The organism is Oscillatoria sp. FACHB-1406 (assembly GCF_014698145.1).
In the GTDB taxonomy this organism is placed as follows: domain Bacteria; phylum Cyanobacteriota; class Cyanobacteriia; order Cyanobacteriales; family Spirulinaceae; genus FACHB-1406.
Window position 1 is genome coordinate 15,886 of the sequence record NZ_JACJSM010000014.1, and the last position, 18,503, is coordinate 34,388.

18 protein-coding genes are annotated in these 18,503 nt (G+C 47.2%); 5 read left to right on the forward strand and 13 right to left on the reverse strand.

Translation table 11 applies throughout. From position 1 onward, the window contains the following. The first annotated feature begins 49 nt into the window (after window positions 1–49). The 3 genes from H6G50_RS14470 to H6G50_RS14480 all read left to right on the forward strand — a co-directional run bounded on the left by H6G50_RS14470 (window position 50) and on the right by H6G50_RS14480 (window position 3,374). Window positions 50–1,258, forward strand: coding sequence for a methyltransferase domain-containing protein (locus tag H6G50_RS14470; RefSeq protein WP_190717456.1), 1,209 nt, complete (start codon window positions 50–52; stop codon window positions 1,256–1,258). Window positions 1,259–1,640: 382 nt separating this feature from the next. After that, window positions 1,641–2,639 carry an arsenosugar biosynthesis radical SAM (seleno)protein ArsS gene (gene arsS / locus H6G50_RS14475; RefSeq protein ID WP_190717458.1) on the forward strand — a complete coding sequence of 333 codons (999 nt, stop codon included), beginning with the start codon at window positions 1,641–1,643 and terminating at the stop codon, window positions 2,637–2,639. An 18-nt stretch (window positions 2,640–2,657) separates the two neighbouring features. Next, window positions 2,658–3,374, forward strand: coding sequence for a VTT domain-containing protein (locus tag H6G50_RS14480; RefSeq protein WP_190717460.1), 717 nt, complete (start codon window positions 2,658–2,660; stop codon window positions 3,372–3,374). A 46-nt stretch (window positions 3,375–3,420) separates the two neighbouring features. On the opposite strand, the gene H6G50_RS14485 is transcribed toward H6G50_RS14480, so the two are convergent. Together H6G50_RS14485 and H6G50_RS14490 are read right to left on the reverse strand one after the other, a co-directional pair. Then, window positions 3,421–3,978, reverse strand: a complete 558-nt coding sequence (locus H6G50_RS14485; protein ID WP_199302981.1) for an alpha/beta hydrolase — start codon at window positions 3,976–3,978, stop codon at window positions 3,421–3,423. A gap of 44 nt (window positions 3,979–4,022) precedes the next feature. Beyond that, window positions 4,023–4,688: a pentapeptide repeat-containing protein gene (locus tag H6G50_RS14490; RefSeq protein WP_190717462.1), complete on the reverse strand. Its 666-nt coding sequence runs from the start codon at window positions 4,686–4,688 to the stop codon at window positions 4,023–4,025. A 140-nt stretch (window positions 4,689–4,828) separates the two neighbouring features. Here H6G50_RS14490 and H6G50_RS14495 point away from each other — a divergent pair, with 140 nt between their 5' ends. Next, on the forward strand, window positions 4,829–6,145 hold the full coding sequence (locus H6G50_RS14495) for a hypothetical protein (RefSeq protein WP_190717464.1): 1,317 nt from the start codon (window positions 4,829–4,831) through the stop codon (window positions 6,143–6,145). 334 nt (window positions 6,146–6,479) lie between these two features. Then, complete coding sequence (locus H6G50_RS14500; RefSeq protein ID WP_190717465.1) at window positions 6,480–6,674, forward strand: hypothetical protein; 195 nt, start codon at window positions 6,480–6,482, stop codon at window positions 6,672–6,674. Window positions 6,675–6,737: 63 nt separating this feature from the next. On the opposite strand, the gene trmFO is transcribed toward H6G50_RS14500, so the two are convergent. From trmFO to H6G50_RS14555, 11 genes are all read right to left on the reverse strand, one after another. Next, window positions 6,738–8,093, reverse strand: coding sequence for an FADH(2)-oxidizing methylenetetrahydrofolate--tRNA-(uracil(54)-C(5))-methyltransferase TrmFO (trmFO, locus tag H6G50_RS14505; protein ID WP_190717467.1), 1,356 nt, complete (start codon window positions 8,091–8,093; stop codon window positions 6,738–6,740). A 226-nt stretch (window positions 8,094–8,319) separates the two neighbouring features. Then, a complete protein-coding gene (locus H6G50_RS14510; RefSeq protein ID WP_190717469.1) occupies window positions 8,320–9,399 on the reverse strand; it encodes a nucleotidyltransferase family protein in 1,080 nt (359 codons plus the stop codon). 156 nt (window positions 9,400–9,555) lie between these two features. Further along, window positions 9,556–10,503 (reverse strand): SMP-30/gluconolactonase/LRE family protein, encoded by a 948-nt coding sequence (locus H6G50_RS14515; protein WP_347239939.1) that lies wholly within the window; start codon window positions 10,501–10,503, stop codon window positions 9,556–9,558. 85 nt (window positions 10,504–10,588) lie between these two features. Beyond that, window positions 10,589–11,473 (reverse strand): SDR family oxidoreductase, encoded by an 885-nt coding sequence (locus tag H6G50_RS14520; protein ID WP_190717471.1) that lies wholly within the window; start codon window positions 11,471–11,473, stop codon window positions 10,589–10,591. 2 nt (window positions 11,474–11,475) lie between these two features. Next, on the reverse strand, window positions 11,476–12,186 hold the full coding sequence (locus tag H6G50_RS14525; protein ID WP_190717473.1) for a glycosyltransferase family A protein: 711 nt from the start codon (window positions 12,184–12,186) through the stop codon (window positions 11,476–11,478). Between the two features lie 27 nt (window positions 12,187–12,213). Then, entirely contained in the window at window positions 12,214–12,975 is a 762-nt protein-coding gene (locus tag H6G50_RS14530) for a glycosyltransferase (RefSeq protein ID WP_190717475.1), read from the reverse strand. Between the two features lies 1 nt (window position 12,976). Continuing rightward, window positions 12,977–14,050, reverse strand: coding sequence for a serine kinase (locus tag H6G50_RS14535; protein ID WP_190717478.1), 1,074 nt, complete (start codon window positions 14,048–14,050; stop codon window positions 12,977–12,979). Next, window positions 14,050–14,511, reverse strand: coding sequence for a PqqD family protein (locus tag H6G50_RS14540; RefSeq protein ID WP_190717480.1), 462 nt, complete (start codon window positions 14,509–14,511; stop codon window positions 14,050–14,052). Before H6G50_RS14540 ends, H6G50_RS14535 begins: the two co-directional genes overlap by 1 nt. A gap of 135 nt (window positions 14,512–14,646) precedes the next feature. Further along, on the reverse strand, window positions 14,647–15,882 hold the full coding sequence (locus H6G50_RS14545) for a nucleotidyltransferase family protein (protein ID WP_190717482.1): 1,236 nt from the start codon (window positions 15,880–15,882) through the stop codon (window positions 14,647–14,649). A 203-nt stretch (window positions 15,883–16,085) separates the two neighbouring features. Beyond that, window positions 16,086–17,252 (reverse strand): FAD-binding oxidoreductase, encoded by a 1,167-nt coding sequence (locus H6G50_RS14550; protein ID WP_190717484.1) that lies wholly within the window; start codon window positions 17,250–17,252, stop codon window positions 16,086–16,088. A 34-nt stretch (window positions 17,253–17,286) separates the two neighbouring features. Further along, on the reverse strand, window positions 17,287–18,384 hold the full coding sequence (locus H6G50_RS14555; protein WP_190717486.1) for an AI-2E family transporter: 1,098 nt from the start codon (window positions 18,382–18,384) through the stop codon (window positions 17,287–17,289). Window positions 18,385–18,503 lie beyond the last annotated feature (119 nt).

The window sequence follows — 18,503 nt, forward strand, 5'->3', positions numbered from 1 at the left end:
AGTACAAGCGTTCGGTACAACGATCTAGCTATTATTCAAAATTATTGCAGTGAGTCATTCTTCTCAAACTTCCCCATCCAACAGCCCTTCAACCGCAAGCTATAACGTAGAAACTGCTGTTTTAGAACGTTACGAAGCGGGCGCAAAACAACCCCAAGCAAGCTTGTGCTGTCCGACAGCTTACGAACCTAACGATCTCGAATTTTTACCGCAAGAAATCATTGAAAAAGACTACGGTTGCGGCGATCCAACGCGGTATGTTTCTGAAGGGGAAACCGCGATCGATTTAGGGTCGGGAGCGGGAAAAAATTGCTACATTATTGCTCGTAAAGTAGGAGCGCAGGGCAAAGTTATCGGAGTTGATTTTAACGATGAAATGTTAAATTTAGCTCGCAAGTATCGCTCGGAAATTGCTGCTAAAATTGGATATGACAATGTTAATTTTGTCAAGGGTAAGATTCAAGATTTAAAATTAAACTTAGAGCGGGTAGAATCGAGATTAGCCGATCGCGCGATCGCGTCCTTGCAAGATTGGAGCGAGTTCGAGGTAGAATGCGATCGCCTGCGCCGCGAAGAACCGCTTATCCCTAGCGATAGCGTCGATGTCGTCATCTCTAACTGCGTCCTCAATCTCGTTCGTCCCGCCGATAAAGTGCAACTTTTCCAAGAAATATATCGCGTTCTCAAGCGCGGCGGTCGAGCCGTTATTTCCGATATTGTCTGCGACGAAGAACCTACCCTAGAAATGCAGAACGACCCCGAACTGTGGAGCGGTTGTATCTCCGGCGCATTTCGGGAAGATATCTTTTTAAAAATGTTTGAAGATGCCGGATTTTATGGCATTGAAATTCTCTCTCGGCAAGCAGAACCTTGGCAAACTATCGAAGGAATTGAATTTCGTTCTGTTACCGTTCGCGCTTATAAAGGCAAAGAAGGAGCGTGCTGGGAGCGCAATCAAGCAGTAATTTATAAAGGCCCGTGGCGACAAGTTTGCGACGATGACGGTCACATTTATCGACGCGGCGATCGCGTTGCTGTTTGCGATAAAACTTTCCAAATTCTGACCCAGCCGAACAGCCCTTATGCTAAAGATATAGTCCCCATTTCTCCTTACCAGGAAATTGCCTTAGAAGATGCTGAAACCTTTAATTGTAAGGGAACGACTTTACGCGATCCTCGCGCAACTAAAGGTATTGATTATCACCTCACCGTACAGCCAGAAAGTCCCTCAGCTTGTAGCAGCGAAAGTTGTTGTTAAGTCGGAATATTTCAAGAAAGCTGGCTGGACGTATAATAAGGGAATACTCCCAGACAAAACTAACTTTTCATTGTCGATTATTGAATGGCCCTGACTTAACACTGGTGGGCGCTGCCCACCTTACTAGACTAGCAAGCTTTTTCATTGTCGATTATTGAATGGCCCTGACTTAACACTGGTGGGCGCTGCCCACCCTACTAGACTGGCAAGCTTTTTCATTGTCGATTATTGAATGACACTGACTTAACTTAACGCTGGTGGGCGCTGCCCACCCTACGAAATATCACTAACGACGTTGTATACAACGTCTCTACGGCTATTTTTAAACTCTTATTTGGCATACCATTTATCTATTATCCATTGTCAATTGCGAACTATCTCTATGACTGCTTTGCCTACTATTACTCAATTAACTCCTTTTGGCAGAAAACTTTCCGACCCGCTACTCAAACAAAAGATTTCTGTTTTACAAATCAATCTCGGTCGTCGCTGTAACCTCGCCTGTCTCCACTGTCATGTCGAAGCAGGGCCGAAACGAACTGAAGAAATTTCACCGGAAGTTTGCGAACAATTAATCGAAGTAATCGAGCGCTTCCCGCAAATTAAAACGGTCGATTTAACCGGCGGTGCGCCAGAAATGAATTATGGTTTTAAACCGATTGTTGAAGCCGCGCGCAAGCATCAAAAAGAGGTTATTGTCCGCTCGAACTTAACTATCTTTTTTGAAAGCGGTTTTGAGGACTTGCCCGAATATTTTGCCCGCCATCGCCTTCGCGTTGTAGCTTCTTTGCCGTGCTACTTACAAGCGAATGTGGATAAACAGCGGGGGGCGGGCGTTTATGATACTTCTATTCGTGCGTTGCAAAAATTGAATGCGTTAGGCTATGGAACAGAGGAAGATTTAGCGATCGATCTTGTATATAATCCTTCGCTTCCCACTGAAGAAAAATTCTCCTTACCGCCCCAACAAGAAAAGTTAGAACGAGATTATAAAGCCTACCTCGACGAACATTTTGGGATTAAATTCAATCACCTGCTAACGATTACAAACCTTCCCATCGGACGTACCAAAGATTACTTAAAACGGCGCAACCTCGATCGCGCCTATCTCCAATTTTTAGAAACCCACTACAATCCCGATACTGTTTCGCAGTTAATGTGCCGTAACGAACTGTCAATCGATTATTTAGGGAATATCTACGATTGCGATTTCAATCAAATGGAAGGATTACCCGCGAAAATGGAGAATGGCGAACGATTAACGGTGGCAAAACTGCTGGAGTTGGGAACGTTGGATGCCATCAAAGAAGTGCAAACCGCTTCTTATTGCTATGGGTGTACGGCGGGTAGCGGTTCGAGTTGTGGCGGTGCTTTAGTTTAGGGAAGGAAAGGAGAAACTGTGCCGGAAAATAGCAGAAAACGAAGGTTAATTTTCTTGGGGATTGGTGGCGCGATCGCGCTTTCAGTTTTCCTCGCTTGGAAATTCGGTCTTTTTAACGCGATCGACCGAGTTTTACAACAGTCTTTAAGTTGGATTGAAAGCTTGGGTATCTTAGCACCCATTGCTTACATTATCCTCTATATCTTAACTTCGGTTTTCTTGATTTCCGGTGCAATTTTAACCCTAGGCGCGGGCTTTATTTTTGGGGTTGTTCGCGGCTTTATTCTTGTTTCTGTTGCTTCTACTCTCGCCGGAACGGTTGCTTTTGCGATTGGGCGATATTGGGCGCGCGGGTGGGTGGAAAAGCAGATCGAACAGCAACCAAAATTTCGAGCTTTAGATGCGGCTGTGGCGAGGGAAGGTTGGAAGATTGTCGGGTTAGCGCGCTTGTCGCCGCTGTTTCCTTTCGTGTTTTTAAATTATGCGTTTGGCGTGACGCGCGTTTCTTTTCGGGACTATATTTTAGCGTCGTGGATTGGCATGATGCCGGGAACGCTGCTGTATGTTTATTTGGGTTATCTGCCCAAAATTGCCGCTGAAGGAAGCGCGGATAAACTGAAATTAATTTTGAATATTGTCGGTTTAATTGCAACGCTGGCTGTCACAATATATGTCACAAAAATTGCTCGTCAAGCCTTAGATCGAGAGATTGAGAGCGGCGAGCCGAAAAATTGAGTTCCTCTGTCTATTAATTACGAATTACGAATTCGTAATTATCGCATTATAGGGAGAGGTTAGAGAAGCGTCCGAGCGTTCCTTTTAGCATTTGGAAAATTTCGATCGCGCGATCGGCGTTGACGTGCAATTCTTCGGTCGGATAATTCTGCAAAATTTCCATCACTACGATGCGATTGTCGGTTTCTGCGGAAGTCACCAACGCAGAACGCAACGCTTGTTCGTTCTCCTCAGCATTGGGAGTTTGGACGACTTCGCCAAGGCGTTGTAGGAAAAAGTTGCCGACAAAACTATTGAGGGCGCGATCGAGTAACGCTGGATTAGCACTCACTTCTTGGTTAAGGATGCGGCGCAAATCTTCCGGATTTTTCCTCGCCAGCATCAAATACGCCCGCAACGGTAGCGAAACTTCGCCCCGTTCTGCCAGCGCTTTTAAATCCGCCACTGAGACGGAACCTTGTAGGGTGTTGTATTTTAAAACGACGCGCTCGGCAGCCTCGGCTGAAGGTATAGTCAAAAAGAGGGATGCGATCGCGATCGTTAATCCTAATCCAACTCGCTGAGAAAAACCCAAAGAACCGCCCTTAAATCCAGCCATAGTCATCTTCCCCACCTCAAAGTTTTCGTCTTGATTGTAATTGGCCAACGCTAAGGTTGAAATGCCCCGTTCGGTAGAATTGCGCCACTCCCTCGCACCTCCAACCCAATCGTATTTTCGACTAACGCACCGCGCAAATCTGCCCCGCGCAAATTCGCCCCGATTAAATTCGCACTCGTTAAATCTGCCTCCCAAAATAGCGCGCCCCGCAAGTCCGCACTCGCCAAACTTGCCCCCATCAACCGCGATCGATACAAACTCGCCCCCGTTAAAATCGCATTCGTTAAATTTGCCCGCGTCAAATTACTCACCTGCAAATTTGCCCGCGTCAAATTCGCCCCCGCCAAACTCGCGTAAACCAAACTCGTCCCCGCTAAATTCGCCCCCGTCAGATTCGCATTTCTCAAATCCGCCCGCGTCAAATCCGCCGCCGCCAAATTCGCGCCGCGTAAATCTGTATTGCTTAAACGCGCGTCAATCAAAGATGCACCGCTTAAATCGCAGTTCGCGCAACTCCCCGTCTGCCGAAACTGTTCGAGTTGGACAGGATCGAGTGCTTTCGCTGCTGGGATATGAAGGTTAAAAGCTACCAGCCCAAATCCCCAAGCAATTCCAAGTTTTAACTTCCGCTTGCACGAGAGAAAGGAGAGGAAATTTCGCCTTCGTTTGACTACCCCTAAAGACAGGGAAGATATAATAGATAGTGGGTAACTCATAATTCGTAGTTCGTAATTCCTGATTCCCAATTCATCATTTATAACTCTCCATTCGGCCCTCATCATTTCCAATTCATCACTCATTATTGACCACTCCCCATTTCCAATTCATAATTTATCACTCATAATTCATAATTTCTATGGCTCCCAATCCCCTCATTATAAAATCTGTTGAAACCCTACGCTATCGCGTTACAGCGGGCGATGTGGCGGCGCAAGCAGGGCTAGAAATCGAATCCGCCCGTCAGGGTTTGCTTGCCCTCGCTTCCGACGCAGGCGGACACCTGCAAGTTTCCGAATCCGGCGAAATTGCCTACTTATTTCCCAAAAACTTTCGCGGCATTCTTCGCAATAAATATTGGCGGTTGCGCTGGCAAGAAACTTGGCAAAAAATTTGGGGTATTTTATTTTACTTAATCCGCATCTCTTTTGGAATTGCCCTCATTCTTTCGATCGTACTGATGGCTGTGGCGATCGTTGTCATTTTCATTGCGATTAGCAGCAGCAGTAGCGATGATAGTGGCAGTTCTAGCAGTTCTAGCAATTCTGACCGTTCTAGTAATTCTAGTCATTCTGGCAGTTCTGGATTCACCTTTTGGTGGCCGGATTTTTATTACTGGTTCGATCCCGGTTATCGCCGCCAACAGCGGGAACTCAAAACGCCGGGAGAAATGAATTTTCTCGAGGCGATTTTTTCCTTCCTGTTCGGCGATGGCAATCCCAACGCTAATTTAGAACAAGAACGCTGGCAAACGATTGGTAGCGCCATTCAAAGTAATCGGGGGGCGGTGGCTGCCGAACAAATTGCGCCCTACCTCGACGAAATTAAACCGGGCGATCGCGATAATGAAGATTATATCCTCCCCGTCCTGGTTCGCTTCAACGGCTATCCCCAAGTGTCCGATCGCGGACAAATCGTTTATTCTTTCCCAGACTTACAAGTGACGGCGCGCGAAAGTTCCCTCGAACCCATCGCCCCCGCCCTCCAAGAACGGTTTTGGCGTTTTAGTGCCGCTAGTACCGGGCAAATTATACTCGCGATCGGATTGGGAACGGTTAACATTATTCTCGCTTTAGTGCTGTATTCTTTTTTGCAAGATCCACAAGTTTTGCAAATGGGAGGAGTCGTCGGATTTGCTAGTTCCATCTACGGACTTCTGGCGGGTTACGCAACAGCTTTCCTAACAATTCCTTTAGTGCGTTATTTCTGGATTCAGTGGAAAAATCCTCAAATTGCGTCGCGCAACCAACAACGTTTAGTACGGGCAAACTATTTACAACAGCCCGATGCGGAATTGCAGCAGAAAATCGCCTATGCGCGTCAATTTAGCCGTCAAAATCGCATTAACGAATCAGAGTTAGCTTATACGACGGAAACCGACTTGTTAGAGCAAAACCTTAACAATGCCGAGCGGCTCGATCGCGAGTGGCAAGAACGCTTAGATTCGGGAACGTAGACCCGAAAAAATCGATGATTTTGTTGAATTTTTGTAACTTTGCTCGATTGGAACGAGCTTTAAAACCTTGCTAGGGTAAACTTGTAACGTTTTTATCTGCGATCGCAGCTAAAAGACAAAACGGACGGGCATTTTGCCGAACTCGTAAGGATTTCGCAAATATTGAATGTCTTTTTTTTCGATTTTGCTAAAGCTGGGATGACAGAATTTCGACTTTAGCGATCGAAACTTAAAGATTCTTTATAAAAAGAGATGACACTTACCAAGTTCCCGAACTAGAATGAAGATAGATAAAGTTCGATTGCTTTTTTAAAATTAAGAAATAATAAAAGTCATGAGTACCTGTCCTTGTTGCAACCAGCAAATGTTTCTTTCTGCTGGCAAAAACCGTTTTTACTGGTACTGCTCGAGTTGTCGCCAAGAAATGCCGGATCTCATTAGCGTGATGATGACGGCACGACAACGCGCGAAACGGACAAGAGTTTTTGAATCTCTCGAATCAACACCTCAAGTCGTCGGCGCGCGCTAGTCTCGTTCCGTTATTGGGTTATATTCAAACAATTCAACAGCAGGGGCGAATTTCGATTCGCCCCTATTTTATTGCGCAGTCAGCGAAGGAAATTTGCCAAGTTTCTAAATCGGTCAGCGCGCGATCGCGGTACGCCCCGTAACGTTCTGCTTTGCTGCGAATTCGCATCTCCAACGGCGAAAAGATGCCAAAGTTCGGCGGCATCGGTTGGAAATGTTTGGGCGAAGCCGAAGTAATAAACTCGATTAACGCCCCCATCATCATCGTCGGCGGCGCAACGATGGGTTCTAACCCCAAGCTGAGGCGCGCGGCGTTCGTCCCCGCCAGCCAGCCGCCCGCTGCTGCTGCGGTGTAACCTTCCGTACCCACCAACTGTCCGGCGGCGAGGAGTTTGGGGCGCTGCTTGAATTGCAAGCTGGGTTGCAGGAGTTCGGGGGAGTTGATAAAGGTGTTGCGGTGCATTACGCCCATCCGCACGAATTCGGCATTTTCGAGGCCGGGAATGAGGCGGAAAACGCGCTTTTGTTCGCCCCAACGCAAGTTCGTTTGAAAGCCTACTAGATTCCATAACTGTCCGGCTTTATCTTCTTGGCGCAGTTGAACGGCGGCGTAGGGCGGTTTGCGCTTGCCGTTGGCATCCGTCGGCCAGCGAGGATCGAATAAGCCGACGGGTTTGAGGGGGCCGAAACGCATTGTCTCTTCGCCGCGTTGGGCGAGTTCTTCGATGGGGAGACAGCCTTCAAAGAATTTTGACTCCTCGCGATCGAAATCTTTCAGGGGCGCTTGTTCGGCGGTGCGGAGTGCTTCCCAAAAAGCGAGGTATTGTTCCTTGTTCATGGGACAGTTGAGGTAAGCGGCTTCGCCCTTGTCGTAACGGGAGGCGAGAAAGGCAATTTCGCGATCGATCGACTCGCCGACGATAATGGGACTGGCGGCATCGAAAAAGCTGAAATAGTCCATTCCGGTGAAGCGCTGCAAATCTTCGGCGAGGGCGGGACTGGTGAGGGGGCCGGTGGTGAGAACAACGATACTATCGCGCGGGATTTCCGTAACTTCTTCGCGGCGCAATTCGATGAGGGGATGGGCGGCGAGGGTTTCGGTGAGTTCGCGGCTAAAAATGGCGCGATCGACGGCTAGCGCGCCGCCTGCGGGAACGGCATAGCGATCGGCTTTACCGATGATAATCGAACCGAGGCGGCGTAATTCTTCGTGGAGGAGGCCCGTGGCGCGATCGCTACTCATCGCCCCAAAAGAGTTACTACAGACCAATTCTGCCAATTCTTCGCTGTGGTGGGCGGGACTGGTTCGCACCGGGCGCATTTCCGACAGCACCACCGGAACGCCCGCCTGCGCTACCTGCCACGCTGCCTCCGTTCCCGCTAAACCGCCACCAATTACCCAGACTTTACTTTGAGTCATTCTCTTTGGGATTGCTACATTTTGAGATAAATCAGTAACACCAATTCCCGATCGCGATGCACTAAATTGTTTGCTGTAGGGGCATAGCACTGCTATGCCCTCTTCGGGAATCGTGCAAAATCAATGAGAATTGGTATAACATTAATGATATCAATGCCCAGAAAGATTAGGGGATTGAAAGCTCATACCCATGAGATGGTAACGATATCTGGCTGAGAAGCGCTGTTTAAAAGACTCGTTTCATCCCCCGTCTTAAAACTTGTCCCGGCATAGCCCACAAGCGTTCTATTCCCCAAAGATATTGTATATACCGCAGGAATCCTAAAAGCTCGAATCGATGCGTTGTTCGGGCATATTGGCAGTAGCGCAGCCAAAATCGATCGAATACCGTTTTTTTCTGGCTTTGGGCGACTCGCTGTTCCTGGAGTTCGAGTCGAGAAAGGGGGAGTTGGGAAAGCTGTTGTAGCACGGTAGTTGGGATGGGGCGATCGCGGATTTTTTCTAACTCTAATAACGAAACCGATAAAGCTTTAACAAAATGAGTTTGTTGAGCTTGAGTTAAAAGTCTGTCCCAATCGAGCTTTGCTGCCGAAGTTTTTAAAATCATTGCTGCGTCGGCTAAGCGAGATAGTTGGCGATCGCGGTTTGCCACGCAAGCATAAAAGAAGCGATCGCTGGGTTCTAAAACTCGCACGGATAACTTGCCAACTTCAATAAAAAGCGATCGCTCCCAAAATCCCCGTGTCGCCGTTTCCTCAAAGCCATCGCCGAACAGATACCAGCGTAAATTCAAACATTGCCCGGAGGGATGTTTAAGCTCGAGACTGTGGGGAAATTTAGAAAGTTTTGTGGGAATCTTAGCTTGCGATACCCAGCCAATTGTTGATAATCGCTCGAGCGCTTCTAGAGCGCGCTCCGGACGCACGAGCAAGTTAAAATTGTGGATCGTGCGCGAGCCAATATCTGGATAGTCGCACAGACAGAGGGCAGCATCGTTGAGCAGAATTGCTTCAATTCCAGAATGACTAAATTGCTTAAAAATTTCAGTTAAATGCTTGACAATAACTTGGTTTTCCAGCCAGGTTCGCCGATAAATTCCTTTGAGACGCGCCGGTAATTCTGCGTTTTCCCGTTCGGATAAATTTCGATAGACTAACGGCAACAATCGATAAGATTCTGTCGCAATTTTTTCGATATCTACTGTAGCGATCCATTGCTGCCAACACTCCAACGCTCCTTTGTCTAAAAGTGCCGCTTTGAGTAAGTTGACTTGTTCTGAAGTAAGTTGCTCGATTGTCGAGTTCATATCATATTTTTTAGGGTATTATACTAGATTAATATGAAGCTGCATAGAATGAAAAGTAGGGTGTGGAGCGCGAAGCGTAACGCACCGTTATCCTGAGAATTTAGAAGGGTTGATTCTAGGCAGCGCAATCTTAAATTGGTATTAGTATGAATCTCATTAAACTGCAATTCCAGGAATATTGGTTCTGACTTTATAAACTGAAGTTTGAGCCGTAATATAAAGGCTTTGGAAATCTTCATCGCCCCAAGCACAATTTGCCGGAACTTCCGGCGTAACGATCGTTCCTAAACAATTTCCCTTCGCATCGAAGACCCAAACGCCTCCTCCTCCCGTACAATAAATATGCCCTTCGACATCGACTTTCATTCCGTCAGGTAAGCCCGGTTTATTCGTCTTCATATCGTGAAAAATGCGGCTATTCGCTAAAGTTCCATCGGCTTTAACGTCGAACGCTCGGATAAGTTTACGCTCCGAATCGTCGATATAAAGCGTTTTTTCGTCCGGAGAAAAGGCAAGGCCGTTAGGGGTCAAAAAGTCATCAGCAACGAGGACAATTTCGGCGCGATCGGGAGAGATTTTATAAACGCCTTGGCAGGGTTGTTCTTGCTGTTCTGACTCAATACCATAAGGCGGATCGGTAAAGTAAATGGAACCGTCACTTTTCACGACAACATCGTTAGGACTGTTAAGTTTTTTGTCTTGAAAGGTATCTGCTAGAATTGTAATTTGACCTTCTTTTTCAGTCCGAGTGACGCGGCGGCTTAAATGCTCGCAAGCGACGAGTCTGCCTTGGCGATCGCGCGTTAATCCGTTGGAATTGTTGCTGGGTTCTCGGAAGATTGTAATTTGTCCGTCTGGGGTTAATTTATAGATTTTATTAGCAGGAATATCGCTAAAAATAAGATGCTGTTCCTCTGCTAACCAAAGCGGCCCTTCAGTAAATTGAAACCCCGTTGCTAAACGCTCGATCTTAGCATTCTGGGGGAACAGGCGGGCAAACTCCGGTCTGTTCGCTTGCAAGCGTGCTTTCCCTAAGCTTTCCGTTTTGGGAGAAGAACCTAACGATTTAATCTTGTTTTTGATACGCTTAAGAATTGGGAACACGGGCTAGCTTTTAAATCCTATAAGTTTTCAATGATTATCAACGTAAAAATAGGCGGATAAGCAGATTATTCATGTTTACAAGAAATTACTGCGGGAAATGTTGAGAAATTCGATAGTTATATAAAGATAAACCTGCATCAATGTTTAAAATCGTCCCTGTTGTAAACATGGAAAAGTAGTCGGAGGCTAAATAGACTGCGGCTCTGCCAATATATTCTGGATTAATTGTCGTTCGATGTAAGAGAGTATAATCGTGTACGAAAGGATTGCCTTTTTCGTCTTCCGCGATCGCGCCGGGAGCGATTCCATTCACTCTAATCCCTCGAGGGGCTAACTCGACTGCTAATTCCTTTATTATCATTCCTAGTGCCGCTTTTGAGGAACTATAATGCGCCCACAATCCGAGTTGCCATTGGTGTATAGACGTTACAAAAATAATTGAACCCTGAATTTTACGCTCGATCGTGATTCTGACAATCTTTCGGGTTAAATCGAGCGGCCCAAACACATTCGCATTAAAAGTTTGCTGCCATTCCTCTGCCGAAATTTCTAAAACGGGTTTTCTACCTAAATTGATGCCCACATTATTTACTAAAATATCAATTTTAATATCGCGCTCTTCTAATACTTTCAATAAATTTTCAATATCATCCTGCTTGGAAATATCAGAACTCCAACCTTGAGATTGAATTGGGTAAGCTTTTAATTCTCGCTCCAATTCGATACAGCGTTCTGATGATAGATCGGTGAAAAAGATATTAGCGCCCTGTTTTGCCATCTCCAAAGCAATGCTGCGACCGATATTTCTTCCCGCGCCGGTAATCAGCACATTTTTATGGGATAAGAGCTTTTTTTCTAAAAAATCCGAACACTCAACGACTTGTTTTTGAATGAGAGTTTTGGGCGCAGGATTGGGATTAACAAAAGATTTTAACGCTGCTTTAATCCGAGTTTTAAAGTTAAATTTCATGGTCAATTTTGCTTTATTGACTGCTGATTGGCGCTGCGCCGCCGATCGAGAGTTGCTTTGACTAACCGCACGTAATCGCTACGAGATTGACGTTCGCGAATGCCGGTATTTGTTTCGTGAATGCGCCGCCACAACAGTACATCTGACAAAAGTTTTTCTTGAATCTTTAAATCTTTAGCTTTGCCGTACCAACTAATAAATTCTCCGACTTTTAAATGAGTTTCAAATAACCCAACTTTCTGAAAAGCTTCTCGCTTAATAAGCATTGTACCGGGTAAGTATCCCGGCATGGGGTCGGGCGGACAGTAGATTTTGCGAGTAATGGTTTCGTCTAATTCGGGACTGTGAAAATTTTGGACGTAACCGAGTACCATTTCAAGGTTAGGTTCGCTTTCAAAAACAGCCATTTGACGGCTTAGTTTATCTTTTACCCAACGGTCATCCGCATCGAGAAAGGCGAAGTAATCGGCTTTAGCTAAGCTTATCCCAAAATTTCTCGCTGTTGCCGCGCCGCTTTGCGTTTGGTAATGGTACTGTACGGAGTCGCCAAAACTTTTGGCAACTTCCGCCGTGCGATCGCGCGAACCATCATCAACGATGATAATCTCGAGGGGTTGATATTTTTGGGCTAATACACTTTCAATCGCTTCGGCGAGGTAGCGTTCGCAGTTGTAGACGGGGATAATAACGGAGATAGCTGCTGGCAGGGTCATCTTTTTATTGTTAAATGAATAGAGCGGTTAGAACAGCTTGGGGCGATTGGGGGGCGCGCCTAAATATTCATTAATCTTCGGCATTTCTGCCCCCGAACTCGAAAGATTACTCCCTCTCTGCCGACATCGATCTAAATGTTTTTTGTAAATCCTCACGAAACCGAGTTCGACTAAGTTTTTCCCGGCGGTCATGTTTTCGGGATGCTTGCGATAATAGAGGGTGACGCGATCGATTACGACTTTGGTTACGCCATTTTCCCAAGCCCGAATAAACCAATCCGTATCTTCCGCAAATTTGAGCGTTTCGTCGTAAAAGCCGACGCGATCGAAGACAGATTTACGATAAAGGGCGCTGCCAATGTTAATATAATTGTAAGGAGTTTCTGTGGGTTCAAAATTGCCATCCTCGTCGGGTTTCATATTCTGAATTAACCCTTGAACGATATCAACTTCTGGATTCTCTTTTAAGTAGTTGGCTTGTAGGTGAAGTTTATCTTCCGACCATAAATCGTCAACATCTAAAAAGGCGATCGCGTCCCCAGTCGCTTTTTGAATCCCGCGATTGCGGGCGGCGGCAGGCCCGCGATTCTCTTGGAAAATATAGTGAATGCTGTCCTGAAATTGGGCGGCGACTTTTGCGGTTCCATCTGTCGAACCGTCATCAATGACTAAAATTTCGAGTTCCGGATAGTTTTGTTTTTTGACATTTGCGATCGCTGTTGCTAAAAACCGTTCGCCATTGTAAACGGGAATGATGACGCTAATCGAAAAAGAGGAATTTTCCATCATTCTAAAGTCGCTCTAAGAGCGCTGAAATAGTTTGAGGGACTTGCTCGATATCAGTACCGAGTTCGAGATAATAAGATGGCACTTTACCGGCAACTTGCATCATGATTTTACAGGCTTCTTTCCCTGCACCGGGCAATTGAATGGTAGTGCTGGGAACGAGGGAGGCTAAGGCGGCTGCTACTGAGGTTGGCGTAACCGTCGTCTCGGTTTTTCCCGTTATTCGCGGAATTAAAATCGCTTTAAGCGGAAAACGCGAGATAATTTTTTCGGGGAAATGTTGGTTTAAAAAGTACACCGCTTTCTCGGATTCGAGACGATCGCGGTTGCTAATCGCCGTGGCTAAAAAAGGCAGCCTTTCCAAATCGTCGGCGTTTTTTTTGCCGGTACTGTAGATGCTAAAAGCGGTGGGATTGGGATCGCAGGAGACTAAACTATAGTCGTCGCTGGCATAAAATAAATCTGAACTCAGGCAAGCTAAAGCCGTTGTCGATTTGCCCGAACCGCCTTTTCCGACTAATAACGCGCCGCCGTGGGGATGTCCGACTGCACCGCCATGCACGAGTTGAATTCCGCGTTGCGAAAACCAAACATTAAAAATAGTTCTCAGGGGCGAACCGCCTTCCCAATAGGGCAGTTGGGCGGCAGTTTCTACCCAATAAATTCCTAAGTTGCGATCGCGGTCTAATAAACTTAAGGCATAGGAACCCCATTGAAAACTGGTATGGATGCGATCGCTATTAAAACCCAAAATCTCCCCCCGCTTGGGATGATGCTGATATCGCTTCCACGGCGGCGGCGGCATTGGCGTGTGGGTGGAATGACTGTCCCACAGACAAACCGTTAAATCTGCCTCGGAAAAGGGTTCTACCGCAAGATGTTCGAGGGCCGGAGTCAAGTCGGGAATTAACGCCTCTGTTGCAAATTGCAAGCGAATTTTAAAGCCAGCAATACAATAAAAGCGATCGCGCGTTCCTCCGACAGATGTTACTGCTTTTTGGAACAATTCCTCGATACTTTCAAAAAATGCCAGAGAATCTTGCGGTGTCGTATCCGGAATGGAATGGTTGGCAATCATTACGCCTCAACTTTGGCGCGGGGCCAGCCCATATCTTCATCGACATCGTGAATGGGATCGAGGGCGAGTAACTCTTCCATATCGGTATATTTTTGGAGGCTGGGCGCTTCAAAAACCAACTTTTCTCCGATTTCTATCCCTGCCTTCGTTCCCCCGTTGGCAGCGGTTTCTGGGGCTTCTAAACTCGCATCTGGGGCAATCATTTCTTCTTGCTGCAACTCTTCGATAAAGCGCTCGATCGCGCTCGTTATCGTTTCGCGATCGCCCTGATAATGCTGACAGATTGCCTCGACGACTTCACCCGCCGATTCTCCTCGCGCTAACCCTTCCCAAATATCGGCTCCCGCTCCCAATAAACTGTAGTAATCGCCTTTTTCTAAGTTAACGATAACGACTTCGCCATCAATTGTTTCATGAACGACTTTAGGCGAGTTGACGCGAAATCTGAGGGTATTATTCATGAGTTGTAGGGATCGATGAAAGAAAAAGATTGGACGATAGACGCAAACCCGAGATTAAGATTTACTTAACCATACATTAAACTATCGAGTTATTTATGTAAAGTTTTATTCAATTTTGCAAAGATTTTATGAAGATTAAGAGCTTTTGCTCGGTTTGAAAACCTGCTTTCTGACGAGCGAGAGGGGGCGTAGAAGATAGTAAAGAAAGACCGGGAATTCGGCTTGCGGCCAAAGCAACCAATCGCTCGTTGTCGGGACGAAAAGCAATTGCAGGAAGTAGCGAACGCGATCGCGCCATCGTTCCCGCGCCAGAAGGTGAAAGCGAGTCTTACTACCATCTTTCTCGGTGCGATCGACTGAATCGAACAGTCGTTCGCTGACTTGTTGCGCGAGAATTTTGACCTCTGGCTCGGCTTCGATTTGTTGTAAAATGGTTTCTGGGAGGGGCAGTTCGAGGAGATCGCGCGCTAAGAATAATCCCAAAAATAGCATTCGCCGACCGCCCTTAATGCGAGCTAATTCCAACACTTTATCCCAATTTAACTGGGGATGATTGCGAACGATCGCAGCCACATCGCAAATGCGCGCCAGTTGCGTCCAACAATCCTTGGTTCCGTGTCCGCAGATCGCCAGTAACATCATTTCTGGGGAAAGATTCGGGACGCTTTCACCGGCAATCGCAACCGTTTCGAGATTGTTCCAATCGGCTTCCGAATTGAGGGAAAAACAGAAATAAAGCGGCATAATTCCCCAATGCAGTTCTACGACAAACCCCGTTTGAGGATGTACGAAAGGATAGGCAGCTTCGCGCACGAGATGCTGAATTTGTGAAGATTGAATGAAGGCGGCTTCTTGTTCGGGGGTGACTTCAATACGCTCGATTTTCATGCCATATCCTTCAGCCAGCAAGAGCGCTTTTGCCTTTTCCACATCGCGCGATCGCACTAAAATATCCAAATCGCAAAATTGTCGCAACGATAAGTTCCCATAAGCCGCCGCCGCTAAAACCGGCCCTTTGAACGGGAGAGTGTCAATTCCTTGCGCTTTAAAGAGGTTGAGAAGTCGCACCAATTCGCCGCTTAATAACAAGCTGTGGCGCGTTTGGTTGTGGAACTCGCGGCGCAACTGCATTAAAATTGGCTGGGGAATCGCTGACGATCGCGCCGCCTTCAATCCTGCCCAGAACAAGGGTAAGACTCGATGCTGGGTTGCCATTTCTAGCAACTCCGCCCAGTTGAGATTTTCTTGAAGCAAAACTTCGAGGCGTTCGGCTTTTTCTGCCTCTGACTGAGTGCTGGTGCAACACAGAAGCACGGCGACTTCTGGGCGCATGGGGCGAGTTGAAACGCGATCGCGGGATTTCAGTAACATCAGCCTTCACTCCTCAACAACAGCCAGTTTAATACTACCTCTTGACTCAGCGATCGCGGTGGAAGTTGCGATAGTCGGGGCGCAATTTTAACGATCTGCACATCCACCTCTTGAAGAGGGGACTTGCGTCGATCGGCTTTTACAATCCCTTCTTCCCCTACGAAACGGCGTTGAATTTCGAGGAGTTCTCTCTACAATCAATGCTAATAACTTTGCAATTGTTCCAATAATGTCCCCGTTTCTCCTGCTGCCCAACGCGCGAAATGTTTGGCGAGGGGCGGGGCAAAAAGCAGCGTATTAGTGAACCCAGAAAACAGATGCAACCCTTCTATCCCCGCAAGCGCGCCGACGAGGGGAAGGGAGTTGGCGGCGTAGGCGACGAGACAGCGGTGCCAAGTGGCGGGGAGTGGGGCGAGGGAGGGGAAAATATTGGCGATCGCGTCCCGAATTTTGGCTTCGCTGGCGGCCGCATCGGGGGTAAAATGGGGATTGGCGATCGCGCGGCTGAGTTGACCGAGGATGAAATGGCGATCGCGAAATTGTATCGCACCCGCATCGAGAATTGGGGGGACGGGTTCGCCGCTTTCCCGCTTCCACAAGGGTTCAAATTCCGGTTGAATGGCTTTCTCTTCTAGCTCAAAGCGATCGATAATAGCGGGCATTACTAATGTTTGCAGTCGCAATTCCTCTACCGGCGGCGTTTCCAAAATTTCGGTTTGGGTAAAATACAGTTTCACCGGAATACCGCACTTTTGCAGCAGCGCGCGACTCAATCCCCCCGCACAGATGGCAATATGTTCGGCAAAATAAGTCCCTTCGGCAGTTTTCACCCCAACCGCGCGATCGCCATTGTAGGCAAAGCCGGTAACTTCTTCCGGTTGTAGCACTCCCCCCGCCCGCCCAAAAGCTTGGAGATAGGCGCGATTGGTTTGCTGCGGTTCGATGTGTCCGTGGGGAAGCAGCAGCGCGCCGGAAATCGCATTGGGGTTGAGGAGGGGTTCGATTTCGTTCGCTTCTGAAGGGGTAAGGCGGCGCGCGGGCAAGGCAAAGCGATTATAGTCGGTTGCAACGGTATCGGGATCCTCTTCCGGTTCTATCGTCAGTAACGTCTCGAATTCCCGAAACTGCGTATCTGCGTCCAATTCCTGGGAGAGTTGGCGGTGAACGGCGATTCCTTCTTCGCACAACTGGCGCGTTAAGGGCGAAGTTCCCGCCCAATAAGCCAGCCCGCCATAACTATAGCGCGTTGCATTCGCGATCGTGCTGTCCGGCTCCAATAACAGGACGCGCAGCCCTTGTTTTTGCAGTTCGTAACCCAGAGCCGCGCCCGTAAGACCGCCGCCCACTACTATCCAATCGTAGGTATTCATGCAGAATATTTTAATTCATTTAAGCCTTAAAAAATTACAATTCGGAATTTAACTCTGGGATTTTCTTCGCGAAGGGATTTTGGAAAAAAGCGCCGGTTTGCGGCGGCAGGGCGGGGTTAGAAACGACTTCCGCTAAACTTTTGATAACGCCGGTTAGCGGAATGGCGAGGATTACGCCTAATAAGCCGCCAATTTTTGCACCCATTAATAAGGCAACAAAGATAACAACGGGCGATAAGCCGGTTAAGTTGCCCATAATCCGAGGGGCGACTAAATTATCTTTAACCTGTTGCAGCGCGATCGCAACAGCTAAAACTTCTAAAGCTAAGCGCCAATCGATAAAGGAAACAATCAAAACTACCGTGGCAATTCCTAACGTTGCCCCCACGAAAGGTAGCACTTCCATAATCCCAATAAACACGGCAAATAGCAAGAAAAATGGCACGCGCAAAGCAAAGAAAGCGAAAGTTAAGGTCGTCGCCATAAAGATTCCCAACCACAACTGTCCGAAGACAAACCCCTGTAAATTTCGCTGCAATGAGCAGGTCAATTCTGTTTGAATGCGCGGCGAAAAGATGCGAGTAATACTCGTCCACAAGCGTTCGCCATCCACTAGCATATAAAAAGAAATTACTAAAATTAGAACTAAGTCCAAAAACCAGTTAAACGTTCCCAGCACTAGCTCAAAACTACTCGATGCAATGGCTTGCGTTTGCGCTTGAAGCTGTTCGAGCAACTTAAACGTTAAACTCTTGAGATCGAAGGGTAAGTTATGCCCTGTCGTCCAGATTTGTAAGTCCGATAACTGCTGTCGCGCCGACTCTAATAATGCAGGAAATCGGGTAACTAATTGTCTGCCTTGATTGAAGACGGGAGGGGCAATCGTTACGCCAATTAAAACAACAATTGCAGCCGCTAATAAATACACGAGGAGGGCGGCGACAGTTCGCGGTAAAAATTGCGTTAGGGCGGCGACAGCGTAGTTCAATAAAAAGGCAATTAAACCAGCCGTTAGTAAAATACTAATCGTTTCACCGACATATCCTAACGCTACTAATGTCAACCATCCTGTTATTAAAATTAACAGCCAGGTGAGTAGTAATTTTTGGAGAGGCGTGAAAATTTGATTCATGCGGGGTACTAAAATATCCAGAGGCTCGAGGGATAACAAGAGGGCTGAAAACAGCGATAATCTGGGGTTGAATTCCCCCCTCGCTCAAAAAAAGGGGAGTCTTTCCACAACCCCCAACC